Here is a 21229-nt window from a genome sequence, read left to right on the forward strand (position 1 = left end):
GCGGCGCGCCCCGCGAGAAAAATGCGGAATGAAGAAGGGAGAAGATGAGATGAGCAGCAAGATTTCTTTTGAGGGCATCGGCGAAGTGGTGGCCACCTTTGCCTGCGGCGAGGGTGTGACCGCCGGTCAGGTGGTGAAGGTGACTGCCGACGGCACGGTGGGTCCCTGTTCCGCCGGGGAGAAGTTCTGCGGTGTGGCCCTGTCCGCGGAGGACGGCTACGGTGCCATTCAGTTGGGCGGTCTGGTGAAGGTGCCCGTCTCCGGCGGGGAGGTCCAGGCCGGCTGGATCAAGCTGTCCGCCGACGGCAGCGGCGGCGTGAAGAAGGATGACTCCGCCGGTGTGGAGCACCTGGTGGTGCGTGTGGAGACCGACGGCGCCGTGGTGCGCCTGTAAGAAAGGGAGGATGGGAATATGAGCTATCGCTTTGACAATCTGAGACTGGAAAAGGGTATGTATAACGAGGCTGGCCGCAGTTTTACCCAGGTGCTGGAGCGGGAGGACCCCTCGGAGCAGTACAAGGGTACCAGCCTGGAGGGCCTGGACGCCTACCAGCGCCAGCTCAAGCGCTTTGACATCAAGGTAAAGGGCGCAGGCAGCGACGTGGTGGAAAAGTTCTTCTCTACCAGCCAGTCCGCCGTGCTCTTCCCTGAGTACATCGCCCGGTCTGTGCGCCAGGGCATGGAGGAGTCTGACCTGCTGCCTCACATTACCGCTGCCGTAACCCGGTTTGACGGCATGGATTACCGCTCCATTGCCTCCGTGCCCGAGGATGACCAGAAGGCCCTGCGCCGGGTGGAGGAGGGGGCCGAGATCCCCCAGACCCAGGTGAAAACCCAGGAGAATCTGGTGAAGCTCCACAAGCGGGGCCGGATGCTGGTGGCTTCCTACGAGGCCATCCGCTATCAGAAGCTGGACCTGTTCTCCGTCACCCTGCGGCAGATCGGCGCCCACATCAACCGGATGCACCTGGAGGACGCCATTGACGTGCTTCTCAACGGCGACGGCAACGAAAACCCCGCCCAGGCATTTACCGTGGGCACCGAACCCATCGGCGGCACCTCCGGCACCCTGACCTATGACGATCTGGTGGACTTCTGGGCCCAGTTTGAGCCCTATGAGATGAATACCCTGCTGGTGTCCGGTGATATGATGCGCCAGATGCTCAAGATGGACGAGTTCCAGAATCCCCTTACCGGCCTGAACTTCCAGGGCACCGGCAAGCTGGCCACCCCCCTGGGCGCCACCCTGCTGCGCACCTCCGCCCTGGAGAGTGGCAAGCTCATCGGCCTGGACAAGAACTACGCCCTGGAGATGGTGCAGGGCTCTGACGTGATGGTGGAGTATGACAAGCTCATTGACCGCCAGCTGGAGCGGGCGGCCATCACCTCCATCTCCGGCTTTGCCAAGCTGTTTACCGACGCGGCCAAGGTGCTGAAGCTGAAATGATGGAGGAGATCATGGCCATGGCCCGGAGTATGGGCGCGGTGAGTGAAAGCCAGCAGGAAGTGCTGGAGGCCCTGTGCCGGGCAGCCGAGACAGAGATGACCGGAAGGCTGCGGGATGGGGTGAGTCCGGAGGACTGCGGACCCGCCTTTGTGCTGGGCTGCGCCTGGCTGGCCCTGTCCGGTCTGGCGGCAGGACAGTACGGCGGTGTATCCGCGTTCACCGCCGGAAGCGTCACCATCCGGGAGGAGAGCGGTGAGGGCCGGGAGCGGGCCGCCGCCCTCCGCCTCCAGGCCGAGACGGTACTGGGTCCCTATCTGAAGGACCGGGGGTTCCTCTTCCAGGGGGTGGAGGGATGACCGGCCAGTGGCGGCAGATTTTGTCCAGATATGGTCAAACCGTTACCCTCTACCGGCAGGGACAGGAGGAGGGCACCGTGTGCCGGGCCTTCCTCCAGCCGATGATGGAGCAGAGCCAGGACTTCTACCAGCAGCTGCCCACCCCTCTGGGGCTGGTGCGCCGGGATCAGTGGATCTGCCTGGGCGGGCCGGATATGGCCCTGGACCAGCTGGGGGACGGGTATCTGGAATGGAACGGGGAGACATTTGCCGTCCGCAGCGCACAGCCGGTGTATCTGGGCGATGAGCTGGTGTACTGGTGGGGGCTGCTGGCGGTGAGAGAGCAGGCGTAAGAACAGACCTGAGAAGCGGGGGAGAGCAATGGACTTTGCAACCATACGGGAGCGGATGGCGGACTATCTGCAGGGGCAGGGCATCGACGCCCAGTGCGCCTACCCGGAGACTGGGCGGGTCCGGCGGGGCGGGGCGGTGGCCGCCGTGTCCCTCCGGGCCTGCCAGGGAGGCCCGGAGGGGTTCCGGGACTACCTGGGCGAGCGGTATGACCAGGAGAGCGGCCAATGGCAGGAGCTATATGGGCGGAAGATCACCCTGACCTTCGGGTTGGACCTGTACGCGCCCCAGGGCTGCGGCGCGGCGGGCATTCAGGAGGCCTTTGACCGCATGGCGGAAGCCCTGCGGCGGGAGGGACCGCCCGGGCTCAGCCTGCAGGAGCTCTCCTGCGGAGAGACGGAATTTGACCGGGAGGCCGGCCTCTACCACCGGAAGGTGGAGGCGGTATGCCAGGGCTACCTGTATGCGGTGGCCGACGAGGGCGGCACCTTCCTGGACTTTATTGTGAGAGGAGAGAGCCGGATTTGAGTATGACGATCCATGAGCGGCCTGGGGTGTACTCCAGCTATGACGCATCCACGGTGATCAGCAGCAGCGGCAGCGGCCGGACGGTGGGACTGGTGGGTGTATGGACCCAGGGAGAGACCGGAAAGCTGGTCACCCTCAACCGCTACGAGGATGGGGCCACCCAGTTTGGCGCGGAGGAAAATCTGACCAAGCTGGTTCAGGTCCTGTTCCGCAACGGCGCGGCCAAGGTGCTGGCGGTGCCGGTCAGCAGCCAGGAGGACTATCAGGGGGCCTTTGATCTGCTGGCGGCAGAGGAGGACATCGCTGTGGTGGTATGCGACAGCACCGAGCTGACGGTGCAGCAGGCCTTGCGGCAGAGCGTCAGTGACGCCTCGGCGGCCCGCCGGGAGCGCATCGCTGTAGTGGGCGGTGGCGCGGATGAGGCTGTGGAGGCCCTGGTCCAGCGGGCGGAGGAGCTCAACAGCGAGCGGATGGTGCTGGTGGCCCCCGGCGACGGCACCGGCCTGGCCGCTGCCGCCGTGGCCGGCGCCATTGCGGCGGAGAGCGACCCCGCCGTGCCCCTGGGGGGCGCGGAGCTGAAAGGCCTGGAGGGCATGGAGGCCCGGTATGCGGATACCGAGATCGACGTCCTGGTGCGGGGCGGCGTGAGCCCCCTGGAAAATGTGGGCGGCATCGTCAGCGTGGTGCGGGGGGTAACCACCCGGACCAAGACCGGCGAGGCGGCGGACGCCACCTGGCGGGAGCTGACCACCATCCGCATTGTGGACGATGTGATCCCCACCATCCGCAACTCCCTGCGGGCCCGGTTCCGCAGAGCCAAGAACACCGAGCAGACCAGGGGGGCCATCCGCTCCCAGGTGGTGCTGGAGCTGGAGAACAAGCTGACCCGGGAGATCATCACCGGCTATGACCAGGTGACGGTGCAGGCCGACGAGGAGAATCCCACGGTCTGTCTGGTGGATTTTACCTTTACGGTCGCCCATGGGCTCAACCAGATCTGGCTCACCGCCCACATCACGGTATAAGGAGGGGAACATATGCTTGTTTCGGGATTTCCCACCAGCAGCGACATCTATCTGGAGATCGAGGGCAAGAAGGTGGCGGTGGTGCAGAGCTACGCCGCCAAGACCACCCGGTCAAGCCAGAACGTGGAGGCCTTCGGTGAGGAGGAGCCGGTAGCCACCATTCCCGGGCCCCGCAGCCATGTCATTGAACTGACCCGGCTGTACGCCACCGACGAGGCCATTCGGGACGGCATCAACTTCCACGACCTGACCGATTTCAGCCTGGTCATCTGCAAGCCGGACCGGAAGATCATCTACTCCGGCTGCCAGTGGAGTTCCATCGGCGAGACCGGCGCCCTGGGCGCCATGGTGGTGGAGAAGATCACGGTGGTGGCCACCAAGCGCATCGAAACCGCGGTATAAGGAGAGAGGGACATGGAATCGCTGTTGAGCCGGAGAGACCGGCTGACACTGGAGGACGGCACCCAGCTGCGGCTCCTTTCCGCCCAGGAGGTGCTGGAGGCCCGGCGGGAGGCGGAAGAGCTGACCCAGGGAGATGGGGAGCGGGCCCTGTGCGCCAACGCCTGTCTGCTGGCCCGGGCACTGGAGGAAGAGGGTGAGCCGGTCTTTGCTTCCGGGCGTGAGGTGCTGGAACACCTCAGCGCCCGGGAAGTGGCCCGGCTGGCCCGACAGTGGGACGGGCTGGACCGGGCGGAGAACCCCTCCCCCGAGGATGGGGAGGAGGAGGTTCAGGCCATAAAAAAAGCCTTGAGCACACGCCTTATGAGCGCCTTCGCTGGCGTGTGCTCAAGGCGTTTGGGGCGCTCCCCACGGAACAGCGGACGAAGGACATGAAGGCCAGAGACTACCTGTGGTGCGCCCTCAACCTGATGCTGGACCGGGAGGAGCTGCTGGAGCAGCTGTGCCCCGGGTGCCGACAGAAGGCGGAGGAGGCCTGCTGCCCGGTATGCGGCGCGCCGGCGGGAGAGACCACAGGCAGTCAGAACGCCTCCTTCGATCAGGAGCGGTTTGAACGGCTGATGAGGGGGGAGCGGGTATGACCGATTATCTGGCCCTGCTGCTGGAGGAGCAGCGGGAGGAAGAGCGGGAACGGGCAGAGACGGGGACCTGGGAGACCGGGGCGGTACGGGTCCCCCGCCTCCGCCGGGAAGAGGAACAAGAAGAGAAGTGGGAGTTGTCTGGGAAAGCGCTGCTTTCTGAGACGGCCCGGCAGTTGGTTCGTGCGGCGGCTGAGACAGAAGCAGCGGCATCCGGGATGGAACGGTCCGACGGCCCGGACTGGTCGGCCCGTCGCTGGGTGGCGGGGGAGACCGAGACCGTCCAGGCGGAGCTGCGGATTACGGAACAGGCGGAGTCGCTCCCACTTGCCCGGCAGGCGGAAGAACCTGTGCTGTCGGCGGGTGCTGCCGGGGCCATTGGAGCGGAGTGGGAGAGTGCTCCCGGGACGGCGGCCAACGGCGCCGGGTGGCTGGACCGGGCCGTGCGGATCAGTCTGGAGGGACTGCCCGCCCCGGACCGGGAGAGCCGCGTGGTTACCCTGGAGCCGGCGGAATGGAACGGCGGCGCCGGGCGGCTGGAGCTGCGGCAGCTGGATCGGCTGGTGCGGCGGGATGCACGGAGATTTGACGGGGGGTTTCAACTGCTGTGAGATTGGCGGCAATGCGCTATAAAAATTATGTGTGGCCCCACAACCCCAGAGTGTACACCATAGCCTTCAAACGGAAAATTGGGGCCAGAGAGGTGCCCTTCGGTCAGTATCATCTGCAGGACCTGGGTCCCTCCTACCGCATCATGCGGGGGGAGGGGGAGTTCGTGGGGGAGGACGCCTACGACGAGTTTAAAAAGCTGGCCACTGTCTTTTACGATGTGGGACCTGGCCTGCTGGTCCATCCGGTGTGGCAGACCTCCAACGCCTATTTTGTGGAGCTGTCCCTGGCCCAGGAGCCCAGGCCGGACTATGTGAAGTACGCCTTTACCTTCTGGGAGGAGTACGGCGGGCACAGCACCGGCACCACAGTGATCACCGGCGGCAGCAGTACCGGCAGCGGTGGAGATACGGCCCAGGGGGAGAGTGCCCAGGGACAGTGGTACACCGTGGTGCGGGGGGATACCCTGTGGGGGATCGCCCAGCGGTGTGGACTGGATTTGACCCGCCTCATTGCCCTCAACCCCCAGATCAAAAATCCAAACCTGATCTATGCGGGACAGAAAGTGCGGGTGGCGTGATGGAGGGGACACTGACATGCTGGGATGGGCGGAGGATCACCCTGCCCCAGGTGCGGGGGTGGACCTTCCAATACGGACAGGGCATCCCCTGCGACAGCTTTACCCTCACCTGCCTGTGGGAGCCGGAGGACGATATGCTGGCCCAGGCGGTGACCTTCACCGCCACAGAGGGGGGCCAGACCGTATTCACCGGCGTGGTGGACGAGTGCGAGCGGGGATGGGATGAGAAGGGGGGCTTTCTCACCGTCTCCGGCCGCAGCATGGCGGCACGGCTGCTGGACAATGAGGCCCTGGGTATGGATTACCAGGTAGCCACCTGGGAGGACATCCTGCGGGACCATGTGACCCCCTATGGGGTGCAGGCGGCCCCGGGGGCGGAGCTGTCCGCTGTGCCGGGGTTCTCTGTGGCCCTGGGAAGCAGCGAGTGGCAGGTGGTCTATGAGTTCTGCCGGTACTACGGCGGCATCACCCCCCGATTTGACCGGCTGGGGCGGCTGGTGGCCACCCCCTGGGAGGCGGGGAAACGGCTGGTACTGGGGGAGGATGCGGCGGTGATCGCCCTCACCCTCCGGGACCAGCGGTATGGGGTGCTCTCCGAGATCCTGGTCCGAGACAGAACCGACGGACGGGTACAGTCGGTACAAAACGAGGATTTTTGCAGCCGGGGGGGTATGAGCCGCCGGGTGCTTACCATGCCGGGGAAGAGCAGCTATCAGACCATGCGCTACTCCGGGGAGTATCAGCTGGCCCAGTCGGCCCAGGAGCTTCGTCAGTTGGAATTGGAGCTGCCCGGCGCATTCCTGGCCTGGCCGGGAGATCTGGTGGAGGTAAGGCTGTCCCAGCCTGTGGGCCGGGGCCTGTGGCGGGTGGCCGAGGCGGTGAGCGGCATGGATGAAAAGGGAACCTACACCAGACTGGTGCTGGGGGGCACCGATGTGCTGGGCAGATAAGGGAGGCATCAGAGATGTGGATGGCGGAACGGGACAGACGGCGGACCGTGGGGGAAGGCGGGTCCCAGGTGGGAGAGGTCACCCTGGGCGGAGACCCCGCAGGGGTCTGCCTGGACGGGGAGCGCCGGGATCTGCCCGTATTTGGTCCGGGGGGCTACATATGGCGTCCTGCCCGGGGAGATGAGGTTTTGGTCATCAAGACCGGCGAGAACGGCGAGGCACCCTGCGTGGCAGGTAAGCGGGGAGAGTCGGCCTGGAACCTGTCCGAAGGAGAGGTCATCATCTACGGCGGCGGCGCCACCATTTCCCTGCGACAGGGCGGACTGATCTCCCTCAGCGGGACGGTGCTGGTCAACGGCAAGCCGGTGATGACGGAGGGATGAGCAGATGGAACTGATGGTGCGGGACGGGGATTACCTCCCCGACGAAGCGGGGGGCTACCGGCGGGCGGAGGGAAGCCAGGAGCTGCTGCAGCGGGTGCTGTGGAAGCTGTCCATTCCCAGAGGCAGCTTTCCGCTGCTGCCTGATCTGGGCAGTGAATTATATCGGCTGGGCCGGGCCAAGCCCGCCCAGCGGAGAGGCTTGGCCCAGCAGTATGTTGTGGAGGCCCTGGCCGACGAGCCCAACCTGACGGTCACCGGGGTGACGCTGGAACAGGACGGCACCATGGAGGTGGCGCTGGACTGGCAGGGCGAGGCCCTGGCGGTGACCGTGGAGACGGGAGGGAGCTGATGGTATGACGGTAGATGAAATCTATGGACAGATGGTGGAGGCCTTTCAGCAGGAGACCGGCATCACCCTGGCCGGGGACGGAGATATGGCGGTGCGGCTCTATGCTGTGGCGGCCCAGATCTATGCCCTCTATGTTCAGGCCGACTGGGTGAACCGGCAGTGTTTTCCACAGACGGCGCAAGGGGATTATCTGGACAAGCACGCCCAGCTGCGGGGGCTGGAGCGGCGGGCGGCAGTGGCGGCGGAGGGCGTCCTGCGCTTTGAGACCGACCAGACCCCCAGCACCGACCTGACCATCCCGGCGGGAACGGTGTGCATGACGGCGGGACTGGTGCGGTTTGAGACCAGTCAGGATGCGGTATTGCAGGCGGGTGAGACTGCGGTGGAGGTACCGGCGGCGGCAGTGGAGCCCGGCGCGGCGGGCAATGTGGCAGCGGGCACCATCCGGGCCATGGCGGTGGCTCCGGTGGGGGTCAGCCGATGCACCAACCCGGACGGCTTTTCCGGCGGACTGGACCAGGAGAGCGACGAGGAGCTGCGGGAGCGGGTGCTGGAAACCTTCCAGCGGATGCCCAACGGGGCCAACGCCGCCTTTTATGAGCAGAGTGCCATGTCTTTCCCCCAGGTTGCTGCCGCCGCGGTAGTATCCCGGCCCAGAGGGGTGGGGTCGGTGGACGTGGTGGTGTCCACCGCCACCGGCGTGCCGGACAGCGGGCTGCTGGAGGAATTGCAGGCCTACTTTGAGGAACGGCGGGAGATCGCCGTGGACGTGCTGGTGCGGGCCCCGGAGGTGCAGGATGTGGACGTGACCGTCCAGATCCAGACGGCGGCCAACCGGGACGGTGAGACGGTGCGTCAGGCGGTGGAGCAGGCCATCCGAAGCTGGTTTGACGGGCGGCGGCTGGGGCAGAGTATCCTGCGGGCCAGGCTGGGGCAGCTGATCTTTGAGGTGGACGGGGTGGAGAACTATGTTCTTTCAGCGCCTGCCGCCGACGTCATGGTGGAGAGCGATGTGCTGCCCATGCTGAAGACCCTGTCGGTGACCCGGATGGGAGGGGACGCATGAGCGGTTATGCCGGATATCTGAAGGAACTGCTGCGGCCCCTGCGGGTCTATGAGCTGGAGGGCACGGCCAACGGCGCCGAGCTGGAGGCCCAGGGCCAGGCTCTGGACGGCGTGGAGGGGGTGCTGGAGGAGATCCAGCGGGAGATGCTGATCTCCACGGCGGAGGACCGGGGACTGGAGGCCATCGAGTGCCTGCTGGCCCGGCGGCCGGTGACGGACGATCTGGAGATGCGGCGGGCGGCCCTGGCCGCCCTGCTCCGCATCGGCGGTGACAGCTTCACCCTGGCGGCCATCAACGACAACCTGAAGGGCTGCGGCCTTAACGCGGTGGCCAGCGAAACGGGAGAGCCGGGCCACGTGGTGGTGCGTTTCCCTGATGTGCCCGGCATTCCCGACGGGTTTGAGGAGATGCGGGAGATCATTGAGAGCATCCTCCCCGCCCACGTTGGGATCGAATACGATTTCTGGTATATCACCTGGGCCTTGATGGAGGAACGGTTTGAAACCTGGGGGGATATCGAGGCCATCAGTCCTGTGACCTGGGAAGAGTTGGAGAAGATGGTGAAGTAAAAGGCGGCCCGTCTCGGGCCGCCTTTTGGCGAATTTAATAGATTGGTTGATCCTGGCAGACCAGGTTACCGTCGGCATCGTAGCCCTGGGACCAGGCAAGCCATGTTGAGCCGCTGTCCTCGGGTGGGCCGGGAACCCAGGTGGAGGGGGCTACCCATACGCCGTCGGCCACCTGGGTGAAGGCGGGAGAGACGCCATGGCTGTTGATGGCGGCCTGGGGATCGGACCGTTCACTGGTGCCCAGAGAGATCAACTGCGCTTTTACCCGCACCACATTGGGGTCGGTACAGATCACCACCGGGGTGGCCTCGTAGCCAAGACCAAGGCCGGGACGGGAGCCAAACAGGTTGCAGTAGATGGGTCCTTCCTGCTGGGAGAGATCCAGCTGCCAAGGCATGCTGGACGCCGGCCGCCACAGGAATCCGGCCAGTCTTTGGAGGGTATAGAATTGCACGGTGTCCCCCTGGCGGCCCACAAACCACCAGGTATTTTTCGGCACATAGTCGCCCTTGATTTCCTGGTATTGGATGGAACCGGAGGCCAGAAGGGTACTGCCCGATACATAGTTTTCCCGGTTCAGTCGGGCGAGGACGGCGGAGGAAGAGGGAAAGGGGGTATCCAGGGCCAGCCATGCGGAAAACAGCCCCAGGCACAGCAGCAGGATACTGAGGGCCCGGCGGATGCGGGGCAGGGTGTAATAACGGAAATGGGTCATGCCGCAGGCACCTCCTCCTCCAGTTCGATGCGGAGCATGATCTGGTCGCCGGGCTTGCCTATCATACTGAGGACCAGCAGGAGACGGGGCAGGATGTAATAGCGGAAGTGTTTCATGCCGGGGGCACCTCCTCATCCAGGGTGATCTCTAACGTACACTGATCGCCGGGCCTGCCCAGGGTGACGGTAAACCAACGGTAGCCGGGGGTGGGCGCTTCCAGGCGCAGAATCCAGTTTTTAGACAACAGGCCGGAACGGGTGGGATGACAGGACACTGTGCCGGAGGCGCCGCCCGGATCGGTCCAGGTGCATGGCACCGCTGACAGTTCCAGGTGATCCGTCCAGAGCTGCCAGTGTGACACCGTAACGGTGGCTTGAATCTCTTGCTCAGAAGGGCTGTATTTTGTGGCGGGCAGTCTGATCAGAGCGGCATCCTTTGCTGAAATGGCATAGCCTCCCAGGGAACCGCTGCCTTGTGCATCTCCCTGGCAGAGCATGGTACCGCCCCAATCGGGGTAAGTGGGGGAGGAAAGCAGAAATGCGTCATTGCGGAAGGGGCCGGACCGATTCAGCACACCGATACAAAAGCCGAAAAGGAACATGACACAGGCACAATAGGCAAAGAATTGGGACAGTCTGGGGATAAGCGGGCCGTGGCAGCGATCCAGCTGTTGGCCGATCTCCTTTGGGGTCGCCCATGGCCTCCACCGCCCGGGTGGCGGCCTCCTCAGGCGGGACGCCCTGTTCCTCCAGCGCGGCGGCATGGTCCTCCAGGTGGGCGGTCAGCTCCTCCCAGGCCAGGCGCTGGGCGGGCGGCCAGCGGATGGATTTGCACACCTGATCGCAGAAAACAACGAAAGGGTGGGATGGCATGGGATCACCTCATTCTGTGACATGGATGCCGATTTTGGCCCAGCTTTCCGGTATGGGAGATTGGTAGATCAGTGTTCCGTCGGCAGCGTAGCCCCGAAGACGGATGTCCTCCAGCTGGCAGATGGGGGAGGATTCCTCCGGAGGCTGGAACCAGAAGCAATGCTCCGTCACCGGGTCCTGACGCAGCCTTTTGAGCTGGCAGGTGCGGCTGGATTCTGACAGGGAAACCGTGATGGGATATTCCACCTCCACCTGGGCAATATCCGGGTCGCCTGCCACCACCAGAATGGTCTGGATCGAGACGGGTGTGATGGCGGTGAGGGGCTGCTCCGGGTCCCGGTACACGGACACGAGAGAGCCATAGTTCCAGAGCAGACCCTCCCGGGACAGGCCGCACCAGGCATACCAGTTTCCGTTGCGCAGCAGATACTGGTACTTATAGATGTTACCGGGAGGAAGCTGAGCCACCATTTCCCCGTCCTCCCAATAGTACCGGATCTGAGTGGCCCTCAGGGCCTGCCCGGCGGTAAATATGGGGAAATCAAGCGTGACGGTCAGAAATACCAGGGCCAGAAGCAGGATCACAGCGTCCCGCAGGATGCGCCATTTGCGGCCCCGCTGAGAGATGGGGCGTTCAGCCATCTGCTTGGCCTCCCTTCAGGGGAACGGTCAGGGAGAGACGGATCTCTCCATAGCGGTCAAAGCGGAAGGTCAGCTGGGTAGCTGCCGGGTCCACGTTGGTGACGGTGAGACAGTAGTGGGTGGTAAAGGGGAAATCGCCCATGGGGGTGCTGACTTTCACTTTGGAATAGATGGTTTCGTCCAGTGCGCGCCATTCCCGGGTGGAAGGATAGCGGTTGCCCACATCATCTTCCGCCCACAAGTCATAGCCAAAGGCGGGACAGCGCAGCCAGGGGTTGGGTTGCGTTATCTGGAGGATGCACTCCACATAGCGGGCGCCGGAGTAGTTCTCAATGGCAACCTGTTCTATGGTGTAGATATAGGGCGGGTCCTGATAGACCGCATTTGCTTCATACTGAGTCACCAGATCGTCCGGGTAGACCTGCCGCTCAAAATAGAGGGCAGGATCGCTGCTGACAGAATCGGGCTTGCTGGTCAGGTTTTCCAACGTGTCGGGCAGGTGAAACAAGCAGAATATGACGATGATGGCCGACAGGAACCACACCACCGCCTGGAACCAGATCTGAAACCACCCCAGCAGGGGGCTGTGGCTCTCATTCAGGGCCCTGCCCAGCTCCTCCGGGTCGCCCATGGCCTTCACTGCCGCTTCCTCGGCCTCCTCCTGGGTCAGGCCGGAACGAAGTTCCAGCAGGGCGTCCCGGTGGTCCTCCAGGTGGGCGGTGAGCTCGGCGGTGATGGCATCGTGGTCGGGGGAAAAGCGGACGAAGGAACATACCCGGCCGCAGAAGGATTCAAACGAGTTGGAAGGCATAGGGTCACCTCGCTTCCGGAATGGTCAAGTCCCAAAAATCGGTCCACACCTCCGGGACAGCGGTCTCATGAATCAGGGCCCCATTGGCATCGTAGCCACGGAGCAGGAAACCGTCGTCGTCAATGGTACCGGTGGCCAAACTCCCATGGCAGGGAAAGAGCCAGCAGTTTTCCACCAGAGGCTCGGTCTGGCGCAGAACATGAAAACCGCCATCTTTGCCGCCGCCATAGATGTAGTAGACCAGCTCGACCTGGGCGATCTCCGGGTCATTGCAGATGACCAGCAGACTGTCGATGTTGATGAGGGGCATCATGGGGTAGTCCGGGTCATTGGTTACGGCGTCTAGGTAACCATTGGACCAGAAGAGCGGGTCGGGGCGGGACAGACGGCACAAGGCGTAGCTGTTGCCGTCCTGGAGCAGATAGACGATATGGGAGTCGTATTCGGCCCGGGCCAGGGTTTTGCCGGGACCGTATAGACTGACGGCCTGGGTGCCTTTCAGAGCCTGCTTTTCGGTCAGATAGGGATTCTCACTGGACAGGAAGAGAAAGGCGAGCAGGGCCAGCAGCACCAGAAAGAGCAGCAGATCCACCGCCAGCCGCCGACGGCGAGTGGTGAGAGTAGCAGGACCTTTAGCCATTTTCCACGCCTCCTTTCAGGGACAGGTGGAAGGAGAGCTGGGCATTCCCATACCGGTCGAAACGGAGGGTGAGCTGTGTGGCGTCCGGGTCCACATCAATGACGTATAAATCATAATAGGTGACGAATGGGGTGGTGAGAGAGGGCCCGCCCATGGTGTTATAGAGTTGAGGAGTGGAGGTCTGTTCTGGGTACAGGGCGTAAAGCACGTCTGCGGCTTCATACTGATCCATGGCGGGATAACGGTTGCCAAGGTCATCTTCCGTCCACAGCCAGTTGTAGACCCGGGGCATGCACAGCCGGGGATCCAGGTTGACAGCCTTCAGCAGGATGCTCACCCGAAGGGTAGGCTCTCCGGTGAAGGTGTGGGGACGGGGGGTGACCAGCACACGCTCCACTGTGAAGGTATAGTGATCCAGATAGCAGACGGCATCCTCCGGGTGATAGTCCGCCAGTATTTCCGTCTGGTCGTATGCCTCTATAATGGCATTGGTGCCGTCGTTGTAGAGGGGCGGGTTCAGGGCGTTGGCGAGGTTGTCAAAGTTCATGGGAAGAAAGAAGAAAAGCAGCAAAAGGACCAGACTGGTCCGCACCGATACCCGAAACAGGATCTGAAACCAGCCGAACCGAGGGCTGTGGCTCTCATCCAGGGCCCTACCCAGCGTCTCCGGGTCGCCCATGGCCTGGATAGCTGCCTCTTCGGCTTCCTCCTGGGTCAGACCGGGGCGAAGTTCCAGCAGGGCGTCCCGATGATCCTCCAGGTGGGCGGTCAGCTCGGCGGTGATGGCTGCGTGGTCCGGCCAGAAACGGATGAAGCCGCACACCACTTTGCAGAAGGCTTCGATAGCGGGCCGGGGGGTGTCTAGGGCGCTCATCAGGCCATGGCCGGGGCAGACCCGGCCAGCACCGCGTTGACTGCCTGGGAGAAGGTGGTCCACTCCTTCTTCTTTTCATCCAGCAGCCGCAGGCCCTTCTTGGTGATATGATAGTATTTCCGGGTGCGGCCGGTGGGGGCCTCCTTCTCGTAGGACTTCACCGCACCCTCCTTCTCCAGGGTGTGGAGAATGGGGTAGAGGGTGCCCTCCTTCATGGAAAAGGTGTGGTCGCTTTTGGCCTCCAGTTCGGCGATCATCTGATAGCCGTACTTGTCCTCCCCGGACAGGAGGGAGAGCACCAGCAGGGTGGTGCTGCCGGACAGCAGGGATTTATCCGCCTTCATGGGGAAACCTCCTTTCATCAAAAAACAATGCCTCGAGTTTCTAGGTATATTATACCTAGAAACTCGAGGCATGTCAACAGAGCGTTTACTTCATGCGGCTGCGGAGCGGTTTACCGGACAGCCAGCGGTCCAGATTGTCCAGAAACAGGGCCTGGAGCTGGTCCAGGGTGACCTGCATATGGTTGTAGCCGCCGGCGGTGTGGGGGGTGATGAGAGCGCCGGGGGCATTCCAGAGGGGGTGATCCGGGGGAAGGGGCTCGGGATTGGTGACATCCAGTCCTGCCCCCAGCAGATGGCCCTGGGTCAGCACCTCCGCCAGGGCGGCGCAGTCGATGGCGGAGCCCCGGCCGGCGTTGAGGAGGACGGCACCGGGCTTCATCAGCAGCAGGCGGCGGCGGTCCAGTAAGCCGGCGGTGTCGGCGTTGTGGGGGAGGGCCAGAGCCACCACGTCGGCCTGGGGGAGCAGGCTGTCAATGGCGGACAGGGGGAAGGTTTGGTCAAAGTCCTCCACGGGAGCATCTGAGCGGTGGAGACCCATAACAGTTTTGGCTCCCAACGCCCGGCACAGCCGGGCAAAGTGGCGGCTGATGTCGCCGGTGCCTCCCACGAGAACGGTCTCTCCACGCAGGGAGCGGACGTGGCCCAGGTCGGTCCAGGTGCGGGTATTTTGCTGGTCGCGGTAAGCGGGCAGCCGCTTATAGATGGCCAGCAGCATGGCCAGCATGTGCTCGGACACAGCTGGGCCGTAGGCCCCGGCGGCGCAGGTGAGGACCACTCCCGCCGGCAGCACGCCGGGAGCCAGGTAGGGGTCCACGCCGGCGTTCCAGCTCTGGATCCACTTCAATTTGGGGAAGGTCTTTAAATCCTCCGGGGGCACAAAGCCCATGAGAATGGTGGTGCATTCCCGCCAGTCCTGGGGGATGGCTGCCGCCCCCCGGCGGTCGCTGGTGGGGAGGAAGAGGTGCTCCTCATGGGGAGCGGCGGCGCGGAAGCGGTCCTGTTCGTCCGGGGTGAGGGGAAGCAGGTGGAGAATGGTTTCCATAGGATAAGCCTCCAGATGTGGATGATGTAAAAAAGGGGCCGGTCCAGTGACCGGCCCCCGTTGCATTATTTGATGGTGATGAGCAGCTCGCCGGCCTTGACGGAGCCGCCTTCCTTGATGAGCACCTGATCCACGGTGCCCGCCATGCGGGCCACCACGGAGGTCTCCATCTTCATGGCCTCGATGACGGCCAGGACCTGATTCTCCTCCACCTTGTCGCCGGGCTTGACGTTGACCTTGGACACCATGCCGGGGATGGAGGCGCCCACCTGGCTCTTGTCAGAGGGATCGGCCAGGTTGACCTTGCGGGCCTGAGCGGTGGCGCTCTTATCGGGCACCGCCACCTCACGGCGCATACCATTGAGCTCGAACTGCACGTTGCGGGTGCCGTCCTCGTTCAGGTCGCCCAGACCCACGTACTTGATAACCAGGGTCTTGCCGTCCTCGATGTTAATCTTGTTGGTCTCGCTGACCGCCATGCCGTTGAAGAACACATGGCTGCCCATGCGCATGATATAGCCGTACTCCTGACGATGACGGTAGAAGTCCTCCACCACCTTGGGATAGAGGCACCAGGAGATGACATTGTGGTCGGAGGCGTCGGGATAGAACTTGCGGACCTCCTCCCGGGCCTTCTCAAAGTCGATGGGCTCCAGCAGCTCGCCGGGGCGGCAGGTGATGGGCTCCTCGCCCTTGAGGACCACCTTCTGCAGATCCTCGGGGAAGCCCCAGGCGGGCTGGCCCATCATGCCCTTGAAGTAGCTGACCACGCTGTCGGGGAAGGTAAGGGCCTCGCCCCGCTCCACGATGTTCTCGGGGGTCAGCTCGTTCTGCACCATGAAGATGGCCAGATCGCCCACCATCTTGGAGGAGGGGGTCACCTTTACGATGTCGCCCAGCATGTGGTTGACGGTCTGATACATCTCCTTGACCGCCTCGAACTGGTGGCCCAGGCCGATGCTCTCCACCTGGCTCTTCAGGTTGGTGTACTGGCCGCCAGGCATCTCATAGCGGTAGATGTCGGTTGAGGGGTTCTTGATGCCTGCCTCAAACTTGCTGTAGCGCAGACGCACGTCGGCCCAGTAGTCGGACAGCTTCTGCAGCTTGTCGGTGTCCAGACCGGTATCCCGCTCCTGGCCCTTCAGGGCGGACACCACCGCGTTCAGGGAGGGCTGACTGGTCATGGAGGACATGGAGTCGATGGCGCAGTCCACGATGTCCACGCCGGCCTCGGCAGCCATCAGATAGGAAGCCACCTGGTTGCCGGAGGTGTCGTGGGTGTGCAGGTGGATGGGGATGCCGATCTCCTGCTTCAGGGTGGACACCAGCTTCTTGGCGGCGTAGGGCTTCAGCAGGCCGGACATGTCCTTGATGCACAGCAGATGCGCGCCCCGCTTCTCCAGCTCCTTGGCCATATCCACATAGTACTTGAGGGTGTATTTATCCCGCTTGGGATCCAGAATATCGCCGGTATAGCAGATGCTGGCCTCGCACAGCTTGCCCTGATTGAGTACCTCGTCCATGGCCACTTCCATACCGGGGATCCAGTTCAGGGAGTCGAAGACGCGGAACACGTCGATGCCGCCGATGGCGGCCTCCTTGATGAAAGCGCGGATCAGGTTATCGGGGTAGTTGGTGTAGCCCACGGCGTTGGCGCCACGGAGCAGCATCTGGAAGGGAATGTTGGGGATCTTCTCCCGCAGCAGCCGCAGACGCTCCCAGGGGGACTCATGGAGGAAGCGGTAGGCCACGTCGAAGGTGGCGCCGCCCCACATCTCCAGGGAGAAGCAGTCGTTGAGGATCTCGGCGGTGCCCTCGGAGGCCTTCAGCATATCGCGGGTACGCACCCGGGTGGACAGCAGGGACTGGTGGGCGTCCCGCATGGTGGTGTCGGTGATGAGCAGCTTCTTCTGATCCAGCACCCAGTCCCGCACCGCTTCGGGGCCCTTGCTGTCCAGCAGCTGCTTCAGGCCGGTACATTTGGGCGGGGTGTTCTCGTAGGGCGGGAAGCGGGGGATATCCAGCTGCTGCCGTTCGGCGGAGGGGGAGTCCACCTGGATCTGGGCGATATACTTGAGCACCTTGGTGGCGCGGTCCCGCCCGGTGTCGATGTCAAAGAGCTCGGGAGTCTCGTCGATGAACTTGGTGTGGCACTTGCCCGCCCGGAAGGTGGGGTGGGCAAGGATGTTGGTGACGAAGGGAATGTTGGTCTTGACGCCCCGGACGTGCTCCTCGCTGATGGCACGCATGGCCTTGCGGCACACGCCCTCAAAGGTGTTGTCCCAGGAGGTGACCTTGACCAGCAGGGAGTCGTAGTAGGGGGAAATCTCAGCGCCGGTGTAGGCGTTGCCGCCGTCCAGACGGACGCCGAAGCCGCCGCCGGAGCGGTAGGCGGTGATCTTGCCGGTGTCGGGGGCGAAGTTGTTGGCCGGGTCCTCGGTGGTCACCCGGCACTGGAGGGCGTAGCCGTTCATGCGGACGGCATCCTGGCTGGGGATGCCGATCTCCGGGATGGACAGGGGGTGACCCTCGGCGATGAGGATCTGGGCCCGCACCAGGTCGATGCCGGTGACCATCTCGGTGACGGTGTGCTCCACCTGGATCCGGGGGTTCATCTCAATGAAGTAGTGGTTGCCGTCCTTGTCCACCAGGAACTCCACAGTACCGGCGGACACATAGCCCACGTGCTTGGCAACCTTGACAGCATCCTCGTACAGCTTCTGACGGGTAGCCTCAGGCACGCTGAAGGCGGGGGCGAACTCCACCACCTTCTGGTAGCGGCGCTGGAGGGAGCAGTCACGCTCGCCTAGGTGGACCACATTGCCGTGTTTGTCGCCCAGGATCTGGACCTCAATGTGCTTGGGCTCCACCAGATACTTCTCAATGAAGATGTCCTCGTTGCCGAAGGCCTTCTTGGCCTCGCTCTTCACCAGATTGAAAGCAGGAATGACCTCCTCGGCAGTGTCACAGCGGCGCATACCGCGGCCGCCGCCGCCGCCGGCGGCCTTGAGGATAATGGGGAAGCCGTAGGAGATGGCCTTCTCCAGAGCCTCCTCACCGTCCTTCAGGGGCTCAGCGGAGCCTGGAATGGTGGGCACGTTGCAGGCCTTGGCAATGGCCTTGGCCGTCAGCTTGTCGCCCATCTGGGCCAGAATGGTGGAGGAGGGGCCGATGAAGGTGATGCCCGCGTCCTCACAGGCCTTGGCAAAGTCGGCGTTCTCACTGAGGAAGCCGTAGCCGGGGTGGATGGCGTCCACGTTGCGGCGCTTGGCCAGATCGATGATGGAGGGGATGTCCAGATAGGCCCCCAGGGGGGACTTGTTTTCGCCGATGAGGTAGGCCTCGTCCGCCTTGGTGCGGAAGAGTGCGAAGGTATCTTCGTTGGAATACATCGCCACCGTATGCAGGCCTAGATCGTAGCAGGCCCGGAATACCCGGATGGCGATCTCGCCCCGGTTTGCCACCAGGACCTTGTTAAACTTACATTCCGCCATGCTGTCCTTCCTTTCTTGTGCAATGTGCCTTATTCTGCAAGCAATCCCCGGTCACTCCTTCGTGCCGGGGCAGTTCGGCCCGGCGTGCTGCCGGGCACATTCCATATAATTTAAAAAGCATTGATGATATTATATCTTATACGCTAAAGTATTTGCAATCATTTTTCTTTGAAATTGCAAATCTTGGCGGGAACCACAGGAATTATACCGGCCGCTTGCCGGGAAATAGGAAATATGCTACACTCAGTTTGTCGAAAAGCTGTTTCGACAAACTGAGTGCCTTTTTAAAACTTCTCAGAAGTTTTAAAAAGATTTGACTGGACGCGAAAGGAAACCCTGATGGTTTCCTTTCACACTATCTTTCCTTCCGAAAATGGTAGTCTGGAAACTTTTTATGCAAAAAATGGTGCAGAAAGATGCAAAAGAGGTGAGATCATGTCGCTGACGTGGAAGACCGGCGTGGAGGCGCTGCCGGGGGTGGGGCCGGCCCGGGCCAAGGCTCTGGCCCGGCTGGGCCTGACCACCGTGGGGAATTTGCTGCACTATTACCCCCGGGATTATGAGGACCGGCGGAGGTGCGCCTCCATCGCTGCCGCCCCGGAGGATGTTCCCGTGTGCCTGACCCTGATGGTGGCCGAGCCCCCCCGCCTGTCCCGCATCCGAAAGGGACTGGAGCTGGTGAAGGTGCGCTTGGTGGACGACACCGGCAGCCTGACCGCCACCTTTTTCAACCAGTCCTATTTGAAGGATGCCCTGCGGACGGGGGAAACTTACGTCTGCTTCGGCAAGGTGGAGGGTCCTCCCGGACGGCGGCAGATGACCAACCCGGTGTGCGAGCGGGCCGACCGGGTGCGCTTCACCGGCCGCATCCTGCCGGTGTATCCCCTGACACACGGGGTGTCCAACAACCTGCTGGTGGGATTGATTCTCCGGTGTGTGGAGGAGTGCGCCGGCCAGGCGGAGGAGTGCCTGCCTCAGGACCTGCGGCAGGCCCACCAGCTGGCGGAAGCGGAGTTTGCCCTGCGCAACGTCCACTTTCCCGCCGACGAGGACGCCCTGGCGGTGGCCCGGCGACGGCTCATTTTTGAAGAACTGTTCTATCTCACCTGCGGCATGGCTCTGCTGCGCACCCGGCGGGACAAGGCGGCAGGGCTGCCTTTTACACGATTCCCGGAGGAGGATTTTCTCAATCTGCTGCCCTTTGCCCTCACCGGAGCCCAGCGGCGGGTGATGGGGGAGATGACCGCCGACCTCACCTCCGGCGGCCCCATGAACCGGCTGGTCCAGGGCGACGTGGGCTCGGGCAAGACCATGCTGGCGGCCTACGGGGCATGGCTGGCGGCAAAAAACGGGTACCAATGTGCTCTGATGGCCCCCACCGAGCTGCTGGCCGAGCAGCACTGCCGCTCTCTGGCCCCTCTGCTGGAGCAGGCGGGGCTGCGGGTGGGACTGCTCACCGGGGCGGTAAAGGGTAAGGCCCGCAAAACGGTATATGCCGCCCTGGAGAGCGGAGAGCTGGACCTGGTCATCGGTACCCACGCTCTTCTGAGCGAGGGCGTGACCTTTGCCCGGCTGGGGCTGGTGGTCACCGATGAGCAGCACCGCTTTGGTGTGGGCCAGCGGGCCGCCCTGGCGGCCAAGGCCGGGGGCACCCCCCATGTGCTGGTCATGTCGGCCACCCCCATTCCCCGCACCCTGGCCCTCATCATCTACGGCGATCTGGACGTGTCGGTGGTGGACGAGCTGCCTCCCGGCCGCTCGCCGGTGGAGACCTATGTGGTGGGGGAGGACAAGCGACAGCGGATGTACAACTTTGTGCGCAAGCTGGTGGGAGAGGGCCGGCAGGCCTATGTCGTCTGCCCCGCCGTGGAGGAGGGGGAGACCGACGGGGAGGACCCGGGCGGAAGCCCGGCAGCCGACCTGAAGGCAGCTGTTACCTACGCGGAAGCTCTCCGGACCCAGGTTTTTCCCGATCTGCGGGTGGGCCTGGTCCATGGCAAGATGAAGAGCAAGGAGAAGGACGCGGTCATGACCGCCTTTGCCGCCGGGGAACTGGACGTGCTGGTATCTACCACCGTCATCGAGGTGGGGGTGGATGTGCCCAACGCCGCCCTGATGATCGTGGAGAACGCCGACCGGTTTGGCCTGTCACAGCTCCACCAGTTGCGGGGCCGGGTGGGCCGGGGCAAGCACCAGTCCTACTGCGTGCTGGTCACCTCCACCCGCAGCCAGGACAGCCGGGAGCGGCTGCGGGTCTTGTCAAAAACCAACGATGGGTTTAAAATCGCGGAGGAGGACCTGCGGCTGCGGGGACCCGGCGACTTTTTCGGCTCCCGGCAGCACGGCCTGCCCCAGCTGGGTATTGCCGATCTGGCGGGGGATATGCGGGTGCTTAAGGAGGCCCAGAGAGCTGCCGAGGAGCTGCTCCGTGCCGATCCCGGCCTGACGGAGCCGGAGCACGCCAGGCTGCTGGAGCGGGTAAAGAAGCTCTTCTCTGAGCAGGGCGACGTGTTCAACTGAGAGGGACATCCCTCAAAATCATATGAGACAGAAGGAAGAAACAACA

Annotated in this window: 27 protein-coding genes; 17 read left to right on the plus strand and 10 right to left on the minus strand. The window is 63.4% G+C overall.

Annotation, left to right across the window (positions count from 1 at the left end):
• Positions 1-49: 49 nt before the first annotated feature.
• From B5G34_RS03840 to B5G34_RS03915, 16 genes are read left to right on the plus strand one after another with little or no spacing between them, the layout of a single operon-like run.
• Positions 50-394: a hypothetical protein gene (locus tag B5G34_RS03840; protein WP_087334864.1), complete on the plus strand. Its 345-nt coding sequence runs from the start codon at positions 50-52 to the stop codon at positions 392-394.
• Between the two features lie 18 nt (positions 395-412).
• Positions 413-1447, plus strand: a complete 1035-nt coding sequence (locus tag B5G34_RS03845) for a hypothetical protein (protein ID WP_087334451.1) — start codon at positions 413-415, stop codon at positions 1445-1447.
• The gene (locus tag B5G34_RS03850) at positions 1444-1803 is read left to right on the plus strand and encodes a hypothetical protein (RefSeq protein ID WP_087334453.1); all 360 of its coding nucleotides are present in this window, start codon (positions 1444-1446) and stop codon (positions 1801-1803) included. Before B5G34_RS03845 ends, B5G34_RS03850 begins: the two co-directional genes overlap by 4 nt.
• Positions 1800-2135: a hypothetical protein gene (locus B5G34_RS03855; protein ID WP_087334455.1), complete on the plus strand. Its 336-nt coding sequence runs from the start codon at positions 1800-1802 to the stop codon at positions 2133-2135. Before B5G34_RS03850 ends, B5G34_RS03855 begins: the two co-directional genes overlap by 4 nt.
• A 28-nt stretch (positions 2136-2163) precedes the next feature.
• Positions 2164-2661 carry a hypothetical protein gene (locus tag B5G34_RS03860; RefSeq protein ID WP_087334457.1) on the plus strand — a complete coding sequence of 166 codons (498 nt, stop codon included), beginning with the start codon at positions 2164-2166 and terminating at the stop codon, positions 2659-2661.
• Between the two features lie 2 nt (positions 2662-2663).
• Positions 2664-3686, plus strand: coding sequence for a phage tail sheath C-terminal domain-containing protein (locus B5G34_RS03865; protein WP_242956845.1), 1023 nt, complete (start codon positions 2664-2666; stop codon positions 3684-3686).
• A 12-nt stretch (positions 3687-3698) separates the two neighbouring features.
• Positions 3699-4088 carry a hypothetical protein gene (locus B5G34_RS03870; protein ID WP_087334461.1) on the plus strand — a complete coding sequence of 130 codons (390 nt, stop codon included), beginning with the start codon at positions 3699-3701 and terminating at the stop codon, positions 4086-4088.
• Between the two features lie 12 nt (positions 4089-4100).
• Positions 4101-4520 carry a hypothetical protein gene (locus B5G34_RS03875; protein WP_242956823.1) on the plus strand — a complete coding sequence of 140 codons (420 nt, stop codon included), beginning with the start codon at positions 4101-4103 and terminating at the stop codon, positions 4518-4520.
• Positions 4517-4726, plus strand: a complete 210-nt coding sequence (locus B5G34_RS03880; protein WP_087334463.1) for a molybdopterin oxidoreductase — start codon at positions 4517-4519, stop codon at positions 4724-4726. Before B5G34_RS03875 ends, B5G34_RS03880 begins: the two co-directional genes overlap by 4 nt.
• Positions 4723-5334 (plus strand): hypothetical protein, encoded by a 612-nt coding sequence (locus tag B5G34_RS03885; protein ID WP_087334465.1) that lies wholly within the window; start codon positions 4723-4725, stop codon positions 5332-5334. The genes B5G34_RS03880 and B5G34_RS03885 overlap by 4 nt, the downstream gene beginning before the upstream one ends.
• Before the next feature lie 11 nt (positions 5335-5345).
• Entirely contained in the window at positions 5346-5912 is a 567-nt protein-coding gene (locus B5G34_RS03890; protein ID WP_087334467.1) for a LysM peptidoglycan-binding domain-containing protein, read from the plus strand.
• Positions 5912-6862 (plus strand): hypothetical protein, encoded by a 951-nt coding sequence (locus B5G34_RS03895; protein WP_087334469.1) that lies wholly within the window; start codon positions 5912-5914, stop codon positions 6860-6862. Before B5G34_RS03890 ends, B5G34_RS03895 begins: the two co-directional genes overlap by 1 nt.
• A gap of 14 nt (positions 6863-6876) precedes the next feature.
• Positions 6877-7245 (plus strand): hypothetical protein, encoded by a 369-nt coding sequence (locus B5G34_RS03900; RefSeq protein WP_087334471.1) that lies wholly within the window; start codon positions 6877-6879, stop codon positions 7243-7245.
• A gap of 4 nt (positions 7246-7249) precedes the next feature.
• A complete protein-coding gene (locus B5G34_RS03905) occupies positions 7250-7594 on the plus strand; it encodes a hypothetical protein (protein WP_087334473.1) in 345 nt (114 codons plus the stop codon).
• A gap of 4 nt (positions 7595-7598) precedes the next feature.
• The gene (locus tag B5G34_RS03910; protein ID WP_087334475.1) at positions 7599-8660 is read left to right on the plus strand and encodes a baseplate J/gp47 family protein; all 1062 of its coding nucleotides are present in this window, start codon (positions 7599-7601) and stop codon (positions 8658-8660) included.
• The gene (locus tag B5G34_RS03915) at positions 8657-9229 is read left to right on the plus strand and encodes a DUF2313 domain-containing protein (RefSeq protein WP_087334476.1); all 573 of its coding nucleotides are present in this window, start codon (positions 8657-8659) and stop codon (positions 9227-9229) included. Before B5G34_RS03910 ends, B5G34_RS03915 begins: the two co-directional genes overlap by 4 nt.
• 34 nt (positions 9230-9263) lie before the next feature.
• Here B5G34_RS03915 and B5G34_RS03920 read toward each other — a convergent pair whose 3' ends face one another.
• From B5G34_RS03920 to B5G34_RS03960, 10 genes are all read right to left on the minus strand, one after another.
• On the minus strand, positions 9264-9944 hold the full coding sequence (locus tag B5G34_RS03920) for a hypothetical protein (RefSeq protein ID WP_087334478.1): 681 nt from the start codon (positions 9942-9944) through the stop codon (positions 9264-9266).
• Positions 9945-10056: 112 nt separating this feature from the next.
• Positions 10057-10440, minus strand: a complete 384-nt coding sequence (locus tag B5G34_RS03925) for a hypothetical protein (protein ID WP_162609413.1) — start codon at positions 10438-10440, stop codon at positions 10057-10059.
• Positions 10441-10486: 46 nt separating this feature from the next.
• The gene (locus B5G34_RS18375; protein ID WP_140397189.1) at positions 10487-10816 is read right to left on the minus strand and encodes a permease prefix domain 1-containing protein; all 330 of its coding nucleotides are present in this window, start codon (positions 10814-10816) and stop codon (positions 10487-10489) included.
• A gap of 9 nt (positions 10817-10825) precedes the next feature.
• On the minus strand, positions 10826-11458 hold the full coding sequence (locus B5G34_RS03930) for a DUF5044 domain-containing protein (RefSeq protein ID WP_087334481.1): 633 nt from the start codon (positions 11456-11458) through the stop codon (positions 10826-10828).
• Complete coding sequence (locus tag B5G34_RS03935; RefSeq protein WP_087334483.1) at positions 11451-12269, minus strand: permease prefix domain 1-containing protein; 819 nt, start codon at positions 12267-12269, stop codon at positions 11451-11453. The genes B5G34_RS03930 and B5G34_RS03935 overlap by 8 nt, the downstream gene beginning before the upstream one ends.
• Positions 12270-12273: 4 nt before the next feature.
• Positions 12274-12909 (minus strand): DUF5044 domain-containing protein, encoded by a 636-nt coding sequence (locus tag B5G34_RS03940; RefSeq protein ID WP_087334484.1) that lies wholly within the window; start codon positions 12907-12909, stop codon positions 12274-12276.
• Positions 12902-13783 (minus strand): permease prefix domain 1-containing protein, encoded by an 882-nt coding sequence (locus tag B5G34_RS03945; protein ID WP_087334486.1) that lies wholly within the window; start codon positions 13781-13783, stop codon positions 12902-12904. The genes B5G34_RS03940 and B5G34_RS03945 overlap by 8 nt, the downstream gene beginning before the upstream one ends.
• Positions 13783-14127 carry a PadR family transcriptional regulator gene (locus B5G34_RS03950; RefSeq protein WP_087334488.1) on the minus strand — a complete coding sequence of 115 codons (345 nt, stop codon included), beginning with the start codon at positions 14125-14127 and terminating at the stop codon, positions 13783-13785. Before B5G34_RS03950 ends, B5G34_RS03945 begins: the two co-directional genes overlap by 1 nt.
• An 85-nt stretch (positions 14128-14212) precedes the next feature.
• Entirely contained in the window at positions 14213-15169 is a 957-nt protein-coding gene (locus B5G34_RS03955) for a D-2-hydroxyacid dehydrogenase (protein WP_087334490.1), read from the minus strand.
• A gap of 65 nt (positions 15170-15234) precedes the next feature.
• The gene (locus B5G34_RS03960) at positions 15235-18663 is read right to left on the minus strand and encodes a pyruvate carboxylase (RefSeq protein WP_087334491.1); all 3429 of its coding nucleotides are present in this window, start codon (positions 18661-18663) and stop codon (positions 15235-15237) included.
• A 435-nt stretch (positions 18664-19098) separates the two neighbouring features.
• On the opposite strand from B5G34_RS03960, the gene recG reads away from it, so the two are divergent.
• Entirely contained in the window at positions 19099-21183 is a 2085-nt protein-coding gene (gene recG, locus B5G34_RS03965; RefSeq protein ID WP_087334493.1) for an ATP-dependent DNA helicase RecG, read from the plus strand.
• Positions 21184-21229 lie beyond the last annotated feature (46 nt).

The sequence above is a fragment of the Flavonifractor sp. An82 genome, assembly GCF_002159265.1.
In the GTDB taxonomy this organism is placed as follows: Bacteria; Bacillota; Clostridia; order Oscillospirales; family Oscillospiraceae; genus Flavonifractor.